This window comes from Vagococcus changpingensis (assembly GCF_058211775.1).
Window position 1 is genome coordinate 741,671 of the sequence record NZ_JBYVZB010000001.1, and the last position, 15,444, is coordinate 757,114.

Here is a 15,444-nt window from a genome sequence, read left to right on the forward strand (position 1 = left end):
TTAATTATTTTACAATGCCATGTTTAAACGCATAAATAGCTGCCTGTGTTCTATCATCTACATCTAGTTTTGATAAGATATTCGATACATGTGTTTTCACTGTCTTTAATGTGATAAATAACTCATCTGCTATTTCTTGGTTACTTTTCCCTTCAGAGATTAATAGTAATATTTCTTTCTCCCTATTAGTTAAATCCTCATGTAAAACATGAGCTTTTGGCTTAGATAACCGCTCCATCATTTTACTAGTTACTTCAGGTTCTAGTACTTTTTCACCGTTATGCGCTGATCTAATGGCATTGGCTATATCTTTAGCTGAAGATGTTTTTAATAAATAACCAGCAGCACCTGCTTCAATCGCTGGATAAACCTTCTCATCATCAATGAAGCTCGTCACAATAATCACTTTTGCTTCTGGCCACTCTGATAAAATTTTTTTTGTAGCTTCAATCCCATCCATTACTTCCATCACTAAATCCATTAAAATTACATCTGGCCTTTTTTCTAATGCTTTTTCATAACCTATCAAACCATTCTCAGCTTCTCCTACCACCTCAATATCCGATTGAATGGATAAATAAGATGACACACCTAAACGAACCATCTCATGATCATCTACTAACAGAACTCTAATCATCACGTTCCTCCTTTAGAATCGGGACTTTAATTTCAATACTTGTTCCTTGTCCTTTAAAACTAACTATCCGACACATCCCTCCCATTCCTTGAACGCGCTCACGAATATTTCGTAAACCATAGCTGCCTACTTTTTCTTTTTTCACATCAAATCCAACGCCATCATCTACCAACCGCAATAAAACCGTTTGATCAATTTTTTTCAAGTAAACCTCTAATAAATTAGCTTTAGCATGACGCAAGGTGTTGGATAAAAGCTCTTGTGTGATTCTAAATAAATTATCTTCTATTGAACTAGGTAAGAATACATTTTCTATTTGCCACTTTAGCTCTATATTAATCTTTGTTTGTAATTCTTTCAATAACATTTCGATTCCTTGTTGCAATGTTTTCTCTTCTAAATTAATTGGCCTTAAATGTAATAATAGCGCGCGCATTTCTGATTGAGATGTATTAATAATTGAAGCAACAACTTGTAATTGAGATTCAACAATGTCTGGAATATCCATTTCTTCAACCACTTCATTTAAAGTTGACAACATCATCGTTGCTGCAAATAACTGTTGACTGACAGAATCATGCAATTCTCTTGCAATTCGTTGTCTTTCAGATTTAATAATATCTTCTTTCGACTCACCATTTACCTGTTTAGGAATGGCACTCATCTCTTGTAGTTCTTTTGACATAGATAACATTTTTGAACGGATATTTTGAACATCTTGCTCCAATTCATCAATCAAACTATCTTCTTGATATTGTTTCCCCTTATTTGAAAAAATACTATGATCATAATTACCAACACTTAAAAAGTGTAATTGTTCCTCAATTTTACCATATGTATGTCGATTAAATAAATATAAAATTGAGAATACAATCCCGCTAACTGCAATGGCTATCAATACAATATATACAATAATAGGCACTTTAAATAGACGAGTCGTGATTAATTCAAGCATCCATTTACGTTGATTATTCGCATAAAAATATGTGTAAAGCGTCACTATTAATACAATGAACGTTAATAAAAACGAATAAAAAAAGATAAGAGGACGACTCTTTTTAGACATCATACACGAATCACCTCTAAATCTCCAAATAGTGTATTGGTAATTATTTTTAAACGTCGTGTAGACTCATCATAGTCTTCACTATATAACTTGAGGGATTCATTATTTAAATGATAGACTTCTTGATCAAAATGAACTGCCCCACGCATACTTGAATGTTCTAACATCACACCTATCCCAGTTGGAACTAAAATACGAGTACGACCAAAACCTTTTCTGATAATAACTACATTGTCTTCTTTAGGTAATAATGTATTTCCCAAATCAATAATCGTATCCCCAATAACGACTGAAAAATTAATATCATCCCACTCATAAGCATCATTTCCGAGACGTTGACTACCAATCCAAGGTCGTTTAAATCGTTTACCTGATCTAACATTATGACTAGTTGTTTGAATCATTTTAATTTGCTTTTTCTTCCAAGGAGCAAAATTAAATAATCTAACTTCTGATATCTCTCCCATTATAAGACCAAAATAAATAATAGCCAATGCTAGAGCTAACCAAATAGCTGGACTACTAAGTAAGGACAACACGATAATAATAATAGAAGCTATCAGTTGAAATTGATTAAAAGAGGTTTTTCTATTTTTCTTTACTACATAAAATAAATTAATTAACGCAAATGTTAAAAAAATAATAGCTGGAACGTTTCCAAGCATCTGATAAAAAGCCCATAATAATAATAATGACTCAATCACAATAAATACTCTCCATGAGCTACGCACAATAAATCGGCTCCTTTTATTTTTCTTTTCATTTATTATAACGTTTCTTAAATAGATCACACAACTTCAAAAGATTGAATCTTCCATCAGACTTAAGTCTTAAATTCAAAAGAAAAAGTTATGCTATAGCATAACTTTTAAGAAATTTTTTGTATTTTAACATCCATGCTTCCACCTGGTGTTTCAATTTTAACAATATCATTTAACTTATGCCCTAATAACGCTTTAGCAATTGGAGAGTCATTTGAAATTTTCCCTTCAAATGGATCTGCTTCTGCACTACCAACAATTGTGTATTCTTCTTCTTCACCATCAGGTAATTCAACAAACGTTATAGTTCTACCCAAAGATACCGTATCTTTATCAGCACTGTTGCTATCAATAATTTGTGCAAAGCGAATCATGTTTTCCAACGTTGTAATACGACCTTCTACAAAGGCTTGTTCATCTTTAGCTGATTCATATTCAGAGTTTTCAGATAAATCACCAAAACTTCTTGCAATCTTGATGCGTTCAACAATCTCTTTACGTTTGACTGTTTTTAGCATTTCTAATTCTTCTTCTAATTTTAATTTACCTTCTAAAGTCACAGGATAGACTTTTTCCATAATACTCTCACTTCTCCTTAACTAATTTATATTAGCTTATTTTCTAATAAAGGAATAGCTTTCCTGATAAATTCGTATCAGAAAAGCTTACCCTATTTAATATACAAAACACAATACCACGTTGTTTGAAAAATGTAAACTCTTTATTTTATGAAACGTTTAATATCATAAAAATTAATTATTTTTGTCATCAATATACTCTTTTTTATTCGCTAAATGTTCATCATATGTTTTAGCGTAGTACACTTTACCCGTTGATACATCAGCTAAAAAATATAGAGCATCCGTTGCTTCTGGATTTAGAACAGATTCAATAGCTTGTTGACTAGGGTTATTAAATGGCCCTGGTCCAGTCCCTTTATTAGTATACAAGTTATATGGTGAATCAACTTGTGTATCTTTTTCAGATAGATGAACTTTATGCTCATCCATCGCATAAAGAATCGATATATCAGATTGAATCGGCATATCGATTGCCAATCGATTTAAAAAGACTTGAGCAATTTTACGTCGGTCATCAGGCGTTACACCTTCTTTTTCAACTAAAGAAGCAAGTGTTAATACTTCTTGTACTGTCATTTTTTTCTCTTTAATTTGGTCATAATATGGAGCTAATACTTGATTCGTTTTATCAACCATTTGCGTTATCATATCTTTAATTGGGACATCTTTATAGTAGTAATAGGTAGCAGGATATAGATACCCTTCCAAACGATACCTGACATCTTTAGCTTCTTTTGCACTAGTTAGGAGATCAGGGTATTTTTTGACTAATTCATTAAAGAAATCCTCATCTTTCATGACATTTAGGAAATCATCTTTAGGCAATTTCGTTTCTTTACTAAATAATTCAGCAATTTGATCAACAGAATATCCTTCAGGAACTGTGATTTTAGCATCTGCTAACGATACTGGCTCATCCGTTCCACCTTCTTCTAGACTATTGGTAATTGCTTCTAATGTCATACTTGGAGACATTTGATAATAACCTGCTTGGAAGTTTGCTTTATTATTCATCTTGACATAATATGAGAAAACCAAACCACTTTTAATGATTTTATTTTTTTCTAATATTTGACCAATTTGCTTGCTACTACTCCCTTGAGGAATCTCCACTTGGACTAATTTTTGATTACTACTATCTAACGGCTTTAGGCTAGATGTAAAATATTGATACGCATAAAATCCAGCAATAGATAATGTCAAAATAAGAACGGCTACAATAATTAGTACAATTTTTTTTACCATGTTATTTTCTTTTTTACGTCCCTTATAGCTTTGTTCTTGCCTTCTACTAGAAATTCTTTCTCTACTACGTTTATAGGTATCATTTGTTGTATGATTGGTTGGTTCTTCTTTTTCTGCATCCTCTGACTGCATTGAGTCAAGAACATAATCCTTCAACTCTTTTCCCGTCTTATGTTCATCTTCACGATTAAAGTCATCATTTTTATCAGTCAAAAAAGGGGCCTCCTTTTATTTAAATTTGCTTCTATCATTATACATGATTATAATAAAAATCCAAATACCTTATTATATTTAAACATGAATCTTTAACTTTTTAAATGCAACTTTCTTTTTTATAACAAATAAGATACAATAAAATAAATGGTCGAAAGGAGGGTAAGACAGTGGAAACATTACCAAATTGCCCAGAATGCCAATCAACTTACACATACGAGGATGGACTAATGTATGTATGTCCTGAATGTGCACATGAATGGTCTAAAGAAGAAGAAAAAATAACAGAGATTGTAAAAAAAGATGCGTTTGGAAATCCGTTAGTAGATGGTGACTCAGTCACAGTTATCAAAGACTTAAAAGTAAAAGGCGCTAGTCAACCAATCAAACAAGGAACTAAAGTTAAAAATATTCGCTTAGTAGAAGGCGATCATGACATTGACTGTAAAGTTGATGGATTTGGACCAATGAAATTAAAATCTGAATTTGTTAAAAAACTATAAAAAATATCACTAGGAAATCATCCTAGTGATATTTCTTCTTTGTAAGCCACCTGTCGGACTTGAACCGACGACCCCCACCTTACCATGGTGGTGCTCTACCAGCTGAGCTAAGGCGGCAATTAAATTACACTCCATATCATACCCATGATACTAAAAATTGTCAACAAACAATTTAATAATATCACCACTTCTTTTATCATTAATTTTTTTATTAGTGTATTTTATTGAAAAAGACCCGCATTTATTGTACGATATGTACAGAAAGATTGACTGGAGAATCAAATTAGAATGAAAATACGAATTATTGGGTATGCAGGTAGCGGTAAAACATCTTTAGCTATTAAGCTTCAAGAAAAGTATCACATACAAGGAATCTCTTTAGATGACTACTTAAAAATAAAAGATAAAAACAAGCGTTACCATCAACTTAATACCCGTCTTTCTGAACTACCTAATTGGATTGTAGAAGGCGTTCAAGTTAGTCATTGGACAGACAAAGCGACAAAAGAAGCAGATTTAATTATCATTCTTGATTATCCTATCTATCTGACACAGTATCGTGTTACCAAGAGAGCTTTTACTCAATGTTTTACTAAAAATAAAACATTGACTCAACGAAAAAAAACCATTAAACGTATGTTCAAACTTTATAAATGGAACAACCGTTTCAAAAAACGTCTACCAGATATTAAAAAAAATTTAACTACTGACCACGGTAAATTGTTAATTTTAGAGTCCCCTGAAGATATAAAACGCGTCCACAGAGAATTACGACAATATTTTTACTCTACAAACAAAAAAAACGATAAGAAATAGCTTCCTTATCGTTTTTTTCTATATCTAGAAATCCATTAATGCTAGAATATCATAATCTTCAATTTTTTTTCTACCATTTAACTCATTTAATTCCACTAAGAAAGCACATCCAACTACTTCCCCACCTAATTGCTCCACTAATTCAATTGTGGCTGCAATTGTACCGCCTGTTGCCAATAAATCATCACAAATAATCACTTTTTGACCGGGTTTAATCGCATCTTTATGAAGTGTTAATGTTGCTTCACCATATTCTAAACCATAGTCTACTTCAATCGTTTCACGAGGTAATTTTCCTTTTTTACGAGCTGGTGCAAACCCTATACCTAGTTCATAAGCAACTGGACAACCAATAATAAAACCACGAGCTTCTGGTCCAACAACCATTTCAGCTCCACGTTCTTTAGCATATGTTACAATTTGGTTTGTGGCTTCTTGATAGGCTGCTCCGTCTCCCATTAACGGCGAAATATCTCTAAAGACAACACCTTCTTGAGGGTAATTAGGGATACTAGCAATATAATCTTTTAAATTCATCTGTCTTCCTCCTGTTGCGATATCCAATGACGAATATCTGCTACATTACTATATAAAAATAGTTTTTCCATGTCAATTTTATGTAGGTAGGCTTGATAAACGTCACTTTCTTCTAAAGCTTTAGCACTAGGATTGGCAACTTTACTCATCAAACCATCTTCTATTGTAACAAATCCTAAATCAAAAAACACTTTTATGATAAAAATTAAATGATTTTTAGATATTTGTAGATAATTGGATAGCTCTATTAATTTATAACGCACATCTAGACTTTCTTGCGTTTGAACCAATTTAAACACTTTACTAAACTGTTCTCGTGTTGGAACGCCTGATAAATAATGTTCTGTCGAGACGTTTATCCACAAGTACAAACGATGAATATCACACAATGACACTAAAGATGAAACTACTTCTAAATCATATGGGCAATCAACAAACACCATCTCTTTAAATTGTTTTAAAATCTCAATATCTTTTTTAGTTTTAACATGATACAAACGATCTGTCGGTATATTATCTACGGGCGTTTCATCATTAAAAATGACATAAGCAGGATTAATTGATAGCTGATCAAAATCATTGGTTTTGCCACCACGCATATCAAAAATTTGAATGCCAGATACCTGATAATCTTCCATCATTAATTGAGCTTTCCTAAACCCATTCCACTCATTAATGGATAACTTTCCTACTACATCAACCGATTCCCCTGTCACTAGTTCATCTATTGCATCCCCTTTTCCAAATGCAATACAATCAATTTGACTAGTAGTCTGAACTAATTGTCCCTTTAGATGATTGTTATCTGTCCCAATTTTTTTCATTCCATTCACTTGATTTTTTTCAAATAAAAAATGTGGTGATGGGTTACCTGTTCCAAAAGGAGATAACTGAGTTAATTCCTCAATTAGTTCAACTGAAATATCTGAGAGTTCAAGTCTCGCATCAATTGTTAAAATTTCTTTGGTTTCATCCGTTATTAAAGGAGACACAATCTTAATCAAATCATTCTTAATTTCATCTAATTTACCCGACTCAAATGATAGCCCTGCTGCCATATGATGTCCACCAAAAGACACAAATTGCTCTTTTATTTGTGATAAAACTTGAAATAAATCAATGTTAGCAATACTTCTTCCAGATCCTTTTAATAATTGTGTATCATTGTTTTTCGTTAAAACAATGGTTGGTCGTTGTGTTTGTCTGACAATGTGGCTTGCAACAATACCTAATACCCCTTCATGCCACTCTTCTTTATACAAAACATAGATAGGCAACTCTCCCATAGCATCAACCATTTCTAAAGCATCTTTTGTAATATCTTTAACTAAAGCTTGACGTTCAGCATTGGTTTCTTGAATATCTGTTGCAATACTCATTGCCTCTTCATCATCAAATGTTGTCATTAACTCTACAGCTGGCATAGCACTTTTTAATCGTCCCATTGCATTTAATCTAGGGGCAATGCCAAATCCAATCGCTTCTTCATTTGCATTGGCTAAATCTAAGTTCCCAATTTCTGCTAAAGCATGCAAGCCAACTCGCTCAGTTTGTTTTAATATTTTCAATCCGGAACTAACTAATATTCTATTTTCTCCAGTTAAAGAAACTAAATCAGCTACTGTTCCAATTGCCACTAAATCTAAGCTTTCCATAGGAATTTCACCTAAAAGGGCAGTGGCAACTTTAAATGCTACACCAACTCCTGCTAAATCTTTAAATGGATACTCTCCCAACGGATGTCTTGGGTGAATAATTGCATACGCTTCAGGTAATTCAGCTGGCAACTCATGATGATCTGTGACAATCACATCTACTCCTTGCTCTTTTGCAAACATTAACGCTTCATGACCACTCACACCATTATCGACTGTCACAATTAAATTAATTCCTTGATTAATATAATATTGATAGACTTCTATATTAGGTCCATACCCATCAACAAATCGATCTGGTAAATAATACTCTACTTCTCCACCAATCAATTCAATTGCTTCTTTTAACACAGTTGTGCTGGTAATACCATCTGCATCATAATCACCATATATTAAGATTTTTTCGCCTTGTTCGATAGCTTGTTGAATACGACTAACGGCTTTGTCCATATCGTATAACAAAAAAGGGTCATGTGTAGCTGCTAATGTAGGGGTCAAAAAAGATTGTGCTTCTTCTAAAGTTGATACACCACGTTTTACTAATAATTCACTCATAATTGGAGAAAATTTATTTTCTTTAAACACTTCAATAAGTTGTTGTTGTTCTTCAGATAATGATTGCTCTTCCCATTTAAATTGAGATTGTTTCACCCAAACACTTCCATTCTATTTTATCTATTAATTCTGCTTAACTCACCTTAAACAGTTTAACATAGCTCAATTCTTTCAACAAATACTTGCCAATCTAAAGAGTGCTTTGATACTATAGACAAGACAAGGAGGCAACAAATGAAGAAAAAAATACTATGGTTTTTAGTTATCCTATTATCTGTTGAACTTATTATTTTGGGTGTAAAATTATTTCAACCACATAATCAACTAAAGACTGCTAAAACAACCGCATCATCTAGTTTAGTTGATGTAGCAAACCAAGAAACAACTCAGACATCTGAAAAGAAAAAACATTCTGGTGACATTGATACGTCTAATTGGATAACCAGCGATACAACTATTTCTTTTCCAATTTTAATGTATCATAGTTTAACTAAAAGTGATGATGGTAACACCTTGAAACTCCCACCTGAAGAATTTAAACAACATATGGAATGGTTGAAAGAACATGATTATTATACGTTAACTCCTGAAGAGGCCTACGTTGTATTAACAGAAAATAAAAAACCAAAAGAAAATATCGTTTGGGTTACTTTAGATGACGGTTACTTAAATAATTTTACTGAAGGCTTTCCAATATTAGAAGATTTAAAAATGAATGCGACTATTAATTACATTACCTCAAAACTAGATAATCAATATTATTTTCATGAAGACGATATGAAAAAAATGATTGACAGTGGCTTTATTTCAATCGAAAGTCATACTGTAAGCCATTTGGATTTAAACACATTAAGTGATGAACAAATTCATACAGAGCTAGCAGATTCTAAAACTTGGATGGATACTACTCTAAATCAGAATACATCAGTCGTTTGTTATCCAGCTGGTCGATATGATGAACGAGTTGAAAAAGAAGCAGAAAATGTGGGGTATAAATTAGCACTGACTACCGAACCTGGATATGCTAGTAAGAATGATGGCTTATTTGCTTTAAAACGTGTTAGAATTTCTCCCGGATATGACAAAGAAGCCTTTGGAAACTACCTACTATCAGCTCAATAACACAAAAAAGACTGACTAGAAAATGATTTTTTAAATAAAAACACTCAACTAACAAAATAAAAAACCCATGAAATCAACGTTGGAATTAACGGATTTCATGGTTTTTTTTCTATTTTAAGGCTTTCTAGTCAACTTTTTTTCTATACTAATACTTTATTTTTTACTAACGGTCTTAATTTTTGTGATACCAATCCAATGACAATAACTTTTATAATTGTTGTTGGAATAAATGGTAACACTGTTGCTGCAAAAGCCACAGATAAGCTACTTCCCGTTACAAGATGAAACACAATAAAGCCTACTAAAAAATTAATCATCGCTCCTAAAAATAATCCTATATATAGGAACACAATATTCTCACGTTCTGCAAACCAACCTGCAATATATGCCATAATGGGAAAACTTAAAATAAAACCTCCTGTTGGACCAAATACAATAGCAGCTCCTCCAGAAAATCCTGCAAAAACAGGCAAACCAATTAATCCTAACAAAACATATAATATTGTGGACATAGTGCCTGATCTTTTTCCAAGTAATACGCCTGCCAATGGAATAATAAATGTTTGTAACGTCATTGGGACACCATATGGCATTGGAATACTAATTTGTGATAAGACAACTATCACAGCAGTAAATAAAGCAATTTTTGTTAAATCAAATGTTTTAAATTTTGTCATTATTTCTCCCCTTTTCATTTTTTATTATAACAAAAAGAAAAGGTTAGTCAACTAAAAAAATAAAAAAAGGTGACTATTATAGTTTTAACGACACTTCACCAAATCTCAACTCTCTTGTTTCCCCATTAGACAATTTAATCATCAAAGAGCCATTATCTTTAATATCTTCCACTTGAGCAACATAAGAATCTGCTCCTGACACAATGGAAACCAGTTGACCAACTACGATAGATTTTTCACGATACTGTTGCATCATACTTTTTTGCATCATGTTAGAAGCTTGTAAGAAAAATTGATTGATAACGTTAGCAGCAATTTTATTTCTTATCGTATTTTTATTGTTAAACAATGCTGTTGCAACAGATTGAACGTTTTTTGAAAATAGCTCAGATTTAGTTGATACATTAATACCAATACCGACTACAATCCAATCTAAACGTCCAGTTTCTAAATTACTAACCGCCTCTGTTAAGATACCACATACTTTTTTTCCATTTAAAAACAAATCATTAACCCATTTTATACCTATTATTTCACCGGATAATTGTTCTAACACTTCTGAGACAACAACCGCTGAATAGGCTGTCATAAGAGATGGATCAATTTGCGGCATCTCTTCAGGTCTTAGTATGATACTCATATAAATACCTGAATCTTTTGGCGATTCAAATGTTTTCCCATATCTTCCACGCCCCTTTGTTTGTTCGTTTGCAATAATCACTGTCCCATTTGCAGCTCCTGACACAGCTAACTCTTTTGCTAAATTATTGGTTGAATCAATCGACTCATAAACTTGAATTAAACTTGAATCAATCGACTTATCCAAAAATGGTAACATTCCCTGCAGAGACAACTTATCACTTGTTTCTTCTAGTGAATACCCTTTACTTTTTACGGCTTTAATTGGATAGCCTTCTGTTTCTAATTGTTTAACCGCCTTCCAAACAGCATTTCTTGAAACACCTAATGTTTCAGCTAGTTTTTCACCGGAGAAAAACTCTCCCCGATGATTTTCTAACATTGCTAATGTTTTGTCTTTTACACTCATTTTATTGTCTCTCCATTGTTTAAATGCTTATCAAACCATGATGAAATATCTGTCAGACGAGCTAAACGTAAACGAGGTAATCCTCCTCTTGATAAGCCATGACTCGATTTCGGATACACAACCATTTCAGTAGGCACGTTAAAGCGTTTCATCGCTGTATACATCTGCTCACCTTGCTCTTTTGGACAACGTAAATCGTCTTCTCCATGTAAAACAAGTAAAGGTGTTTGCGCATGTTCTACGTAAGCTAATGGTGATAACTTCCACATATCTGAAATATTTGGGAAATCAGTTAATAACTGATATTTTACGAAGAATGCCCCAATATCACTTGTCCCATAAAAACTAATCCAGTTAGAAATAGAACGTTGTGTCACTGCCGCTTGAAATCGTTTAGAATGGCCAACAATCCAGTTTGTCATAAAGCCTCCATAACTTCCACCAGCAACCACTAATTTTTTCTCATCAATTTCAGGATGTTCTGTTAACACAGCATCTAACCCTACCATCAAATCCGTATAGTCTTTATTGCCATAATCTCCTAATATCGCACTAACAAATTCCTGGCCGTAACCTTGTCCACCTCTTGGATTTAACATAATCACGCCATAACCATTTGCCGCATGGTATTGCATTTCATGGAAGAACGTTTCACCATAACATACTTGAGGCCCACCATGAATATATAGAACGGCTGGATGCTGTTTTTCACTTAATACAGGTGGCACATACCATCCCTGAACGGATACATCCTCCTCAGATTCGTACCAAAACTCTTGTGGTGTTGATAATATCATATCTTTTAAAATTAACTCATTTGGATTGTATACTGTTTTTAATGTGACATCTTCTAAAGATAAAGTCGCTAAAACTGATGGCTCTATTAATGTTGAATACGTCACAATCAGTTCACTACCTGTTAAATACGCATCTGTTAGATGATTTTTTTCATCATATATTTTTTTTAAATTACCATCAAAATCACCCTTGTATAACACAATTTTACCATGATGAGTCACGGGGAAAATAAAAGTATCAGAAGTTAAAAAGTCAATATCGACTCCTCTTACTTGTTGTTGGAAATCTCCAACAATAGCGTCACCTACTTCTTCATCTAAGCTTTCAGTTAAACAGGTTAAGAAACCACTTTTCATGTCATAGTGATACAATTTATTTTGGGTAACAAAACCATATTCAAAGGTATTTCCAACTAATAATAAATCTTCTTCAGTAGGATTCATTTTACCATAATAAAAACTTCCTTTAGGCAATGACTCTGTTAAATTCATCAGAGATTTTGTTGATAAATCATATTTATACAATGTACTACCATAATCCCACTCATCTTGTGGTTCTTTATCTCGTCCAAGTAACACATAGCTTTCATCTTTAGAAACATAGGTTAAATTGATTTCATCAGTAGTTTCAAATAGGATGCTTTCTTCTTTCGTTGCTAGCATTATCTTACTTAATTGATACGTCGCGTTCAAGTCTAATAATCCAGCTCCATCTAGTTTATAAATCAATTTATTCCATCTTTTTGGTTGCTCTAAAATCTTTTCTTCTTTCTTTTCACCAATTGATTTCGTTTGGACAAAATAAATCGCACTACTTGATTCATTCCAAATGTAATCCGAAAAAGAATCTTTCTGCATCAAACTATAGGCACTACCTCCATCTAGTGATTGGATTTTTAAATAAAGTTTTTTGCCAACTTTACTCACATAGCTTAGCCATTTTTTATTTGGTGATATTTTCAACTGACTAATTGAAGTCTCCTCACCACTCCATAATCGACGCTCTTTTGTCTGTTTATCTACACTATAAATACGAGATTCGTATTGATTACTCTCTTTATTAATCGAATGCTCCATAAAAAAGATGATATTTCTCACTGAAATAGGTTGGGATAAACTATTTAGTTCAAATAAACTTTCTTTCGTTATTGTTTTCATAGACTCATTCCTTTCTTTATTAGTCTCATTGTAAATCAACCCTTAAAAATATACTAGTTTTACACAAAAAAAGATGACATCATCCGCAGATAAGGTCATCTTTTTATTATTTTCTATTTTGTAAAGCTAGTGCCACTGTTTCTTCTGCTAAGACATTTTGTGGATCAATGACATGCTCATTCATCTGATTTTCAGCGTCTTCCATCATAGATAATTCTGTACAACCTAACACTATGACATCACAGTTTAGTTCATTAAACATATCATCAAGTATTTCATGATATAAGTCATGATCTAATTGATCTAAGTGTTTAATTTTATCAAAAATTAACGTACTCACTTTATCTTGGATATCTTTTGTTGGATGAACGACGTTGAAACCAGCTTCTTCAATAAAAGGATCATAAATCTTATTTTTTATCGTTCCTTCTGTCCCAATAATCCCGACACGTGCATTTTTTGCATACGCATCACTGACTCTTGAAATAGCCAATTTTGGCATATGAAGAAGTGGTTTGTCTGTTGCTTTTTCTAACTCATCAAAAAAATAATGCGCTGTATTACAGGTTAAAACAAAGAAATCTGGCGATAACTTATCATATGTTTTAATCACATCAAGTAAGTATGGTAATGGATTTTCATTATTTTCTTTATCCATTATATAAGAACTTCTATCAGGAATAGTGGCATAATTAACTAAAACATAATTTAAATAATCTTGGTCTTTTTCGGCTGGTGTTTTATCATTCACCATCTTGACATATAATTCTGTTGCTTTAGTTCCCATACCTCCAATGACGGTAAAGAAATGTTCCATATCATCCCACCTTACTTACCATATTTTTTAAACGCTTTTCGATAATACCTAAACATACGCTGAAGCAATAAATAACGACCTAAACTACGATCTCCATCATAATAGAAAGTATAACCATAGCGTTTATCGGCTATCATCTCTCTAGCAATATCTTTATATTGTGTTTCAGGAACATATTTATCAAAAATATCGATTGGTACATTTAGCCATAGTTGCCCCTTATCATCTGGGATGTTGGCATAAACTGTATCACTATCTTTTAAATCATCATAAATATAATCTCTCACAACCCACTCAGCTAGGTTTAATCCATTAAGCGTTACAAAGAAACTACTTCTTCCTTGTCTTAAATTAATTTCAAAGAATTTAAAGGTATTGTCTTTAATGTCATATTTCAAATCAAAGTTTGCAAAACCTGTGTATTTAATATCTTCTAAAAAGTCTTTTACTTGTTTATAAATCGCTTCATTATAATCAGGCATAATAGCTAAGTAATTGCCAATACCAAGTGGTGTCGGGTCTTCAAGTAATGGATGACCTAAACACATCATTTTTACTTGATGATTTTTGTCAACATAACAATTTAACACACGCATTGGACTTTCATTGCCCTCCACAAATTCTTGTAAGATTAAATTGTCTTTGTATCCAGCTCCATAGATGCCATGAATAACACGATTATATTCTGTCATATTGTCAATAATATAAACTTTTTCCTTAATCGGATCGGTAAAATCATTCCATGACACACTGTTTGCTGGTTTTAACGCAATCGGAAAATCAAAAGGCTGTGTAGCTTCAGAATTTTCCACCATACGACGAGTGATAATTTTCGTTTTTGGATAGGGTAAATCATACTTTTCGCAAATATCATAAAAATCTTGCTTATTAACTAATTGTTTTTCTAACTCTTTATTGATGTATGGGCAAACAAACGTTTCAGATAATTCCTCTAAATGTTTTGAGATAAGTTCTGTATACCAATCTCCCATTCCCATCAAAATAACTGGCACATCAGAATCTTTATACTCTTTTGCGACTTCTCTCATGGTTTCGATAAACGTTGGATCTGTATCAAAACTTGGTACAACTTCGATAGCTAATATTTTCGTATGTTTTGTTGGTGCAATAGAGGCGCTGGCGATTGTCCGGACTGGTTTATTTGTAATGTCATAAAATGAGCGGGCCATCCCATACAGATTCAAATCTCCCCCTAACAACACTGGGATAAAATCTTGTTTTTGAGTCAATATAAT

The 15,444-nt window shown here is 32.8% G+C and carries 15 protein-coding genes and 1 tRNA gene; 3 read left to right on the forward strand and 13 right to left on the reverse strand.

Annotated features, from left to right (window positions below; translation table 11 throughout):
- Positions 1–4: 4 nt before the first annotated feature.
- The 5 genes from AC37UB_RS03650 to mltG form a co-directional block, all read right to left on the reverse strand.
- Positions 5–637 carry a response regulator transcription factor gene (locus tag AC37UB_RS03650; protein ID WP_117973070.1) on the reverse strand — a complete coding sequence of 211 codons (633 nt, stop codon included), beginning with the start codon at positions 635–637 and terminating at the stop codon, positions 5–7.
- Positions 630–1,706: a sensor histidine kinase gene (locus AC37UB_RS03655; protein ID WP_117973071.1), complete on the reverse strand. Its 1,077-nt coding sequence runs from the start codon at positions 1,704–1,706 to the stop codon at positions 630–632. The genes AC37UB_RS03650 and AC37UB_RS03655 overlap by 8 nt, the downstream gene beginning before the upstream one ends.
- Positions 1,703–2,434, reverse strand: a complete 732-nt coding sequence (gene liaF, locus AC37UB_RS03660; RefSeq protein ID WP_117973072.1) for a cell wall-active antibiotics response protein LiaF — start codon at positions 2,432–2,434, stop codon at positions 1,703–1,705. The genes AC37UB_RS03655 and liaF overlap by 4 nt, the downstream gene beginning before the upstream one ends.
- A 137-nt stretch (positions 2,435–2,571) precedes the next feature.
- Positions 2,572–3,045: a transcription elongation factor GreA gene (greA, locus tag AC37UB_RS03665; RefSeq protein WP_117973073.1), complete on the reverse strand. Its 474-nt coding sequence runs from the start codon at positions 3,043–3,045 to the stop codon at positions 2,572–2,574.
- A gap of 171 nt (positions 3,046–3,216) precedes the next feature.
- Complete coding sequence (gene mltG / locus AC37UB_RS03670; protein WP_490685376.1) at positions 3,217–4,422, reverse strand: endolytic transglycosylase MltG; 1,206 nt, start codon at positions 4,420–4,422, stop codon at positions 3,217–3,219.
- Between the two features lie 251 nt (positions 4,423–4,673).
- Here mltG and AC37UB_RS03675 point away from each other — a divergent pair, with 251 nt between their 5' ends.
- Positions 4,674–5,006 (forward strand): zinc ribbon domain-containing protein YjdM, encoded by a 333-nt coding sequence (locus AC37UB_RS03675; RefSeq protein WP_117973074.1) that lies wholly within the window; start codon positions 4,674–4,676, stop codon positions 5,004–5,006.
- Positions 5,007–5,050: 44 nt separating this feature from the next.
- Here the strand turns inward: AC37UB_RS03675 and AC37UB_RS03680 are convergent.
- Positions 5,051–5,123, reverse strand: a tRNA-Thr gene (locus AC37UB_RS03680).
- Positions 5,124–5,294: 171 nt separating this feature from the next.
- Between AC37UB_RS03680 and AC37UB_RS03685 the strand changes: the two genes are divergently transcribed.
- Complete coding sequence (locus tag AC37UB_RS03685; protein ID WP_490685341.1) at positions 5,295–5,822, forward strand: P-loop NTPase family protein; 528 nt, start codon at positions 5,295–5,297, stop codon at positions 5,820–5,822.
- Positions 5,823–5,846: 24 nt separating this feature from the next.
- On the opposite strand, the gene AC37UB_RS03690 is transcribed toward AC37UB_RS03685, so the two are convergent.
- Together AC37UB_RS03690 and recJ are read right to left on the reverse strand one after the other, a co-directional pair.
- Positions 5,847–6,359 carry an adenine phosphoribosyltransferase gene (locus AC37UB_RS03690; protein WP_117973076.1) on the reverse strand — a complete coding sequence of 171 codons (513 nt, stop codon included), beginning with the start codon at positions 6,357–6,359 and terminating at the stop codon, positions 5,847–5,849.
- Positions 6,356–8,665 carry a single-stranded-DNA-specific exonuclease RecJ gene (recJ, locus tag AC37UB_RS03695; RefSeq protein ID WP_147340779.1) on the reverse strand — a complete coding sequence of 770 codons (2,310 nt, stop codon included), beginning with the start codon at positions 8,663–8,665 and terminating at the stop codon, positions 6,356–6,358. Before recJ ends, AC37UB_RS03690 begins: the two co-directional genes overlap by 4 nt.
- 138 nt (positions 8,666–8,803) lie before the next feature.
- On the opposite strand from recJ, the gene AC37UB_RS03700 reads away from it, so the two are divergent.
- Positions 8,804–9,691 carry a polysaccharide deacetylase family protein gene (locus tag AC37UB_RS03700; RefSeq protein ID WP_117973077.1) on the forward strand — a complete coding sequence of 296 codons (888 nt, stop codon included), beginning with the start codon at positions 8,804–8,806 and terminating at the stop codon, positions 9,689–9,691.
- A gap of 140 nt (positions 9,692–9,831) precedes the next feature.
- On the opposite strand, the gene AC37UB_RS03705 is transcribed toward AC37UB_RS03700, so the two are convergent.
- From AC37UB_RS03705 to AC37UB_RS03725, 5 genes are all read right to left on the reverse strand, one after another.
- Positions 9,832–10,368: a biotin transporter BioY gene (locus AC37UB_RS03705; protein WP_241699176.1), complete on the reverse strand. Its 537-nt coding sequence runs from the start codon at positions 10,366–10,368 to the stop codon at positions 9,832–9,834.
- 76 nt (positions 10,369–10,444) lie between these two features.
- Positions 10,445–11,416: a biotin--[acetyl-CoA-carboxylase] ligase gene (locus tag AC37UB_RS03710; protein ID WP_241699177.1), complete on the reverse strand. Its 972-nt coding sequence runs from the start codon at positions 11,414–11,416 to the stop codon at positions 10,445–10,447.
- Entirely contained in the window at positions 11,413–13,371 is a 1,959-nt protein-coding gene (locus AC37UB_RS03715; protein WP_490685342.1) for an alpha/beta hydrolase family protein, read from the reverse strand. Before AC37UB_RS03715 ends, AC37UB_RS03710 begins: the two co-directional genes overlap by 4 nt.
- Positions 13,372–13,477: 106 nt before the next feature.
- A complete protein-coding gene (locus AC37UB_RS03720; protein ID WP_117973081.1) occupies positions 13,478–14,188 on the reverse strand; it encodes an aspartate/glutamate racemase family protein in 711 nt (236 codons plus the stop codon).
- 11 nt (positions 14,189–14,199) lie between these two features.
- On the reverse strand, positions 14,200–15,441 hold the full coding sequence (locus AC37UB_RS03725; RefSeq protein ID WP_370448235.1) for a carboxylate--amine ligase: 1,242 nt from the start codon (positions 15,439–15,441) through the stop codon (positions 14,200–14,202).
- Positions 15,442–15,444: the final 3 nt, after the last annotated feature.

Bases quoted from the DNA above. Each gene is read 5' to 3' on its own strand.
- AC37UB_RS03705 (WP_241699176.1), bottom strand. From the start codon at position 10,368: ATGACAAAATTTAAAACATTTGATTTAACAAAAATTGCTTTATTTACT.
- AC37UB_RS03700 (WP_117973077.1), top strand. From the start codon at position 8,804: ATGAAGAAAAAAATACTATGGTTTTTAGTTATCCTATTATCTGTTGAA.
- AC37UB_RS03690 (WP_117973076.1), bottom strand. From the start codon at position 6,359: ATGAATTTAAAAGATTATATTGCTAGTATCCCTAATTACCCTCAAGAA.
- AC37UB_RS03655 (WP_117973071.1), bottom strand. From the start codon at position 1,706: ATGATGTCTAAAAAGAGTCGTCCTCTTATCTTTTTTTATTCGTTTTTA.
- AC37UB_RS03710 (WP_241699177.1), bottom strand. From the start codon at position 11,416: ATGAGTGTAAAAGACAAAACATTAGCAATGTTAGAAAATCATCGGGGA.
- AC37UB_RS03720 (WP_117973081.1), bottom strand. From the start codon at position 14,188: ATGGAACATTTCTTTACCGTCATTGGAGGTATGGGAACTAAAGCAACA.
- AC37UB_RS03650 (WP_117973070.1), bottom strand. From the start codon at position 637: ATGATTAGAGTTCTGTTAGTAGATGATCATGAGATGGTTCGTTTAGGT.
- AC37UB_RS03685 (WP_490685341.1), top strand. From the start codon at position 5,295: ATGAAAATACGAATTATTGGGTATGCAGGTAGCGGTAAAACATCTTTA.
- mltG (WP_490685376.1), bottom strand. From the start codon at position 4,422: ATGCAGTCAGAGGATGCAGAAAAAGAAGAACCAACCAATCATACAACA.
- AC37UB_RS03715 (WP_490685342.1), bottom strand. From the start codon at position 13,371: ATGAAAACAATAACGAAAGAAAGTTTATTTGAACTAAATAGTTTATCC.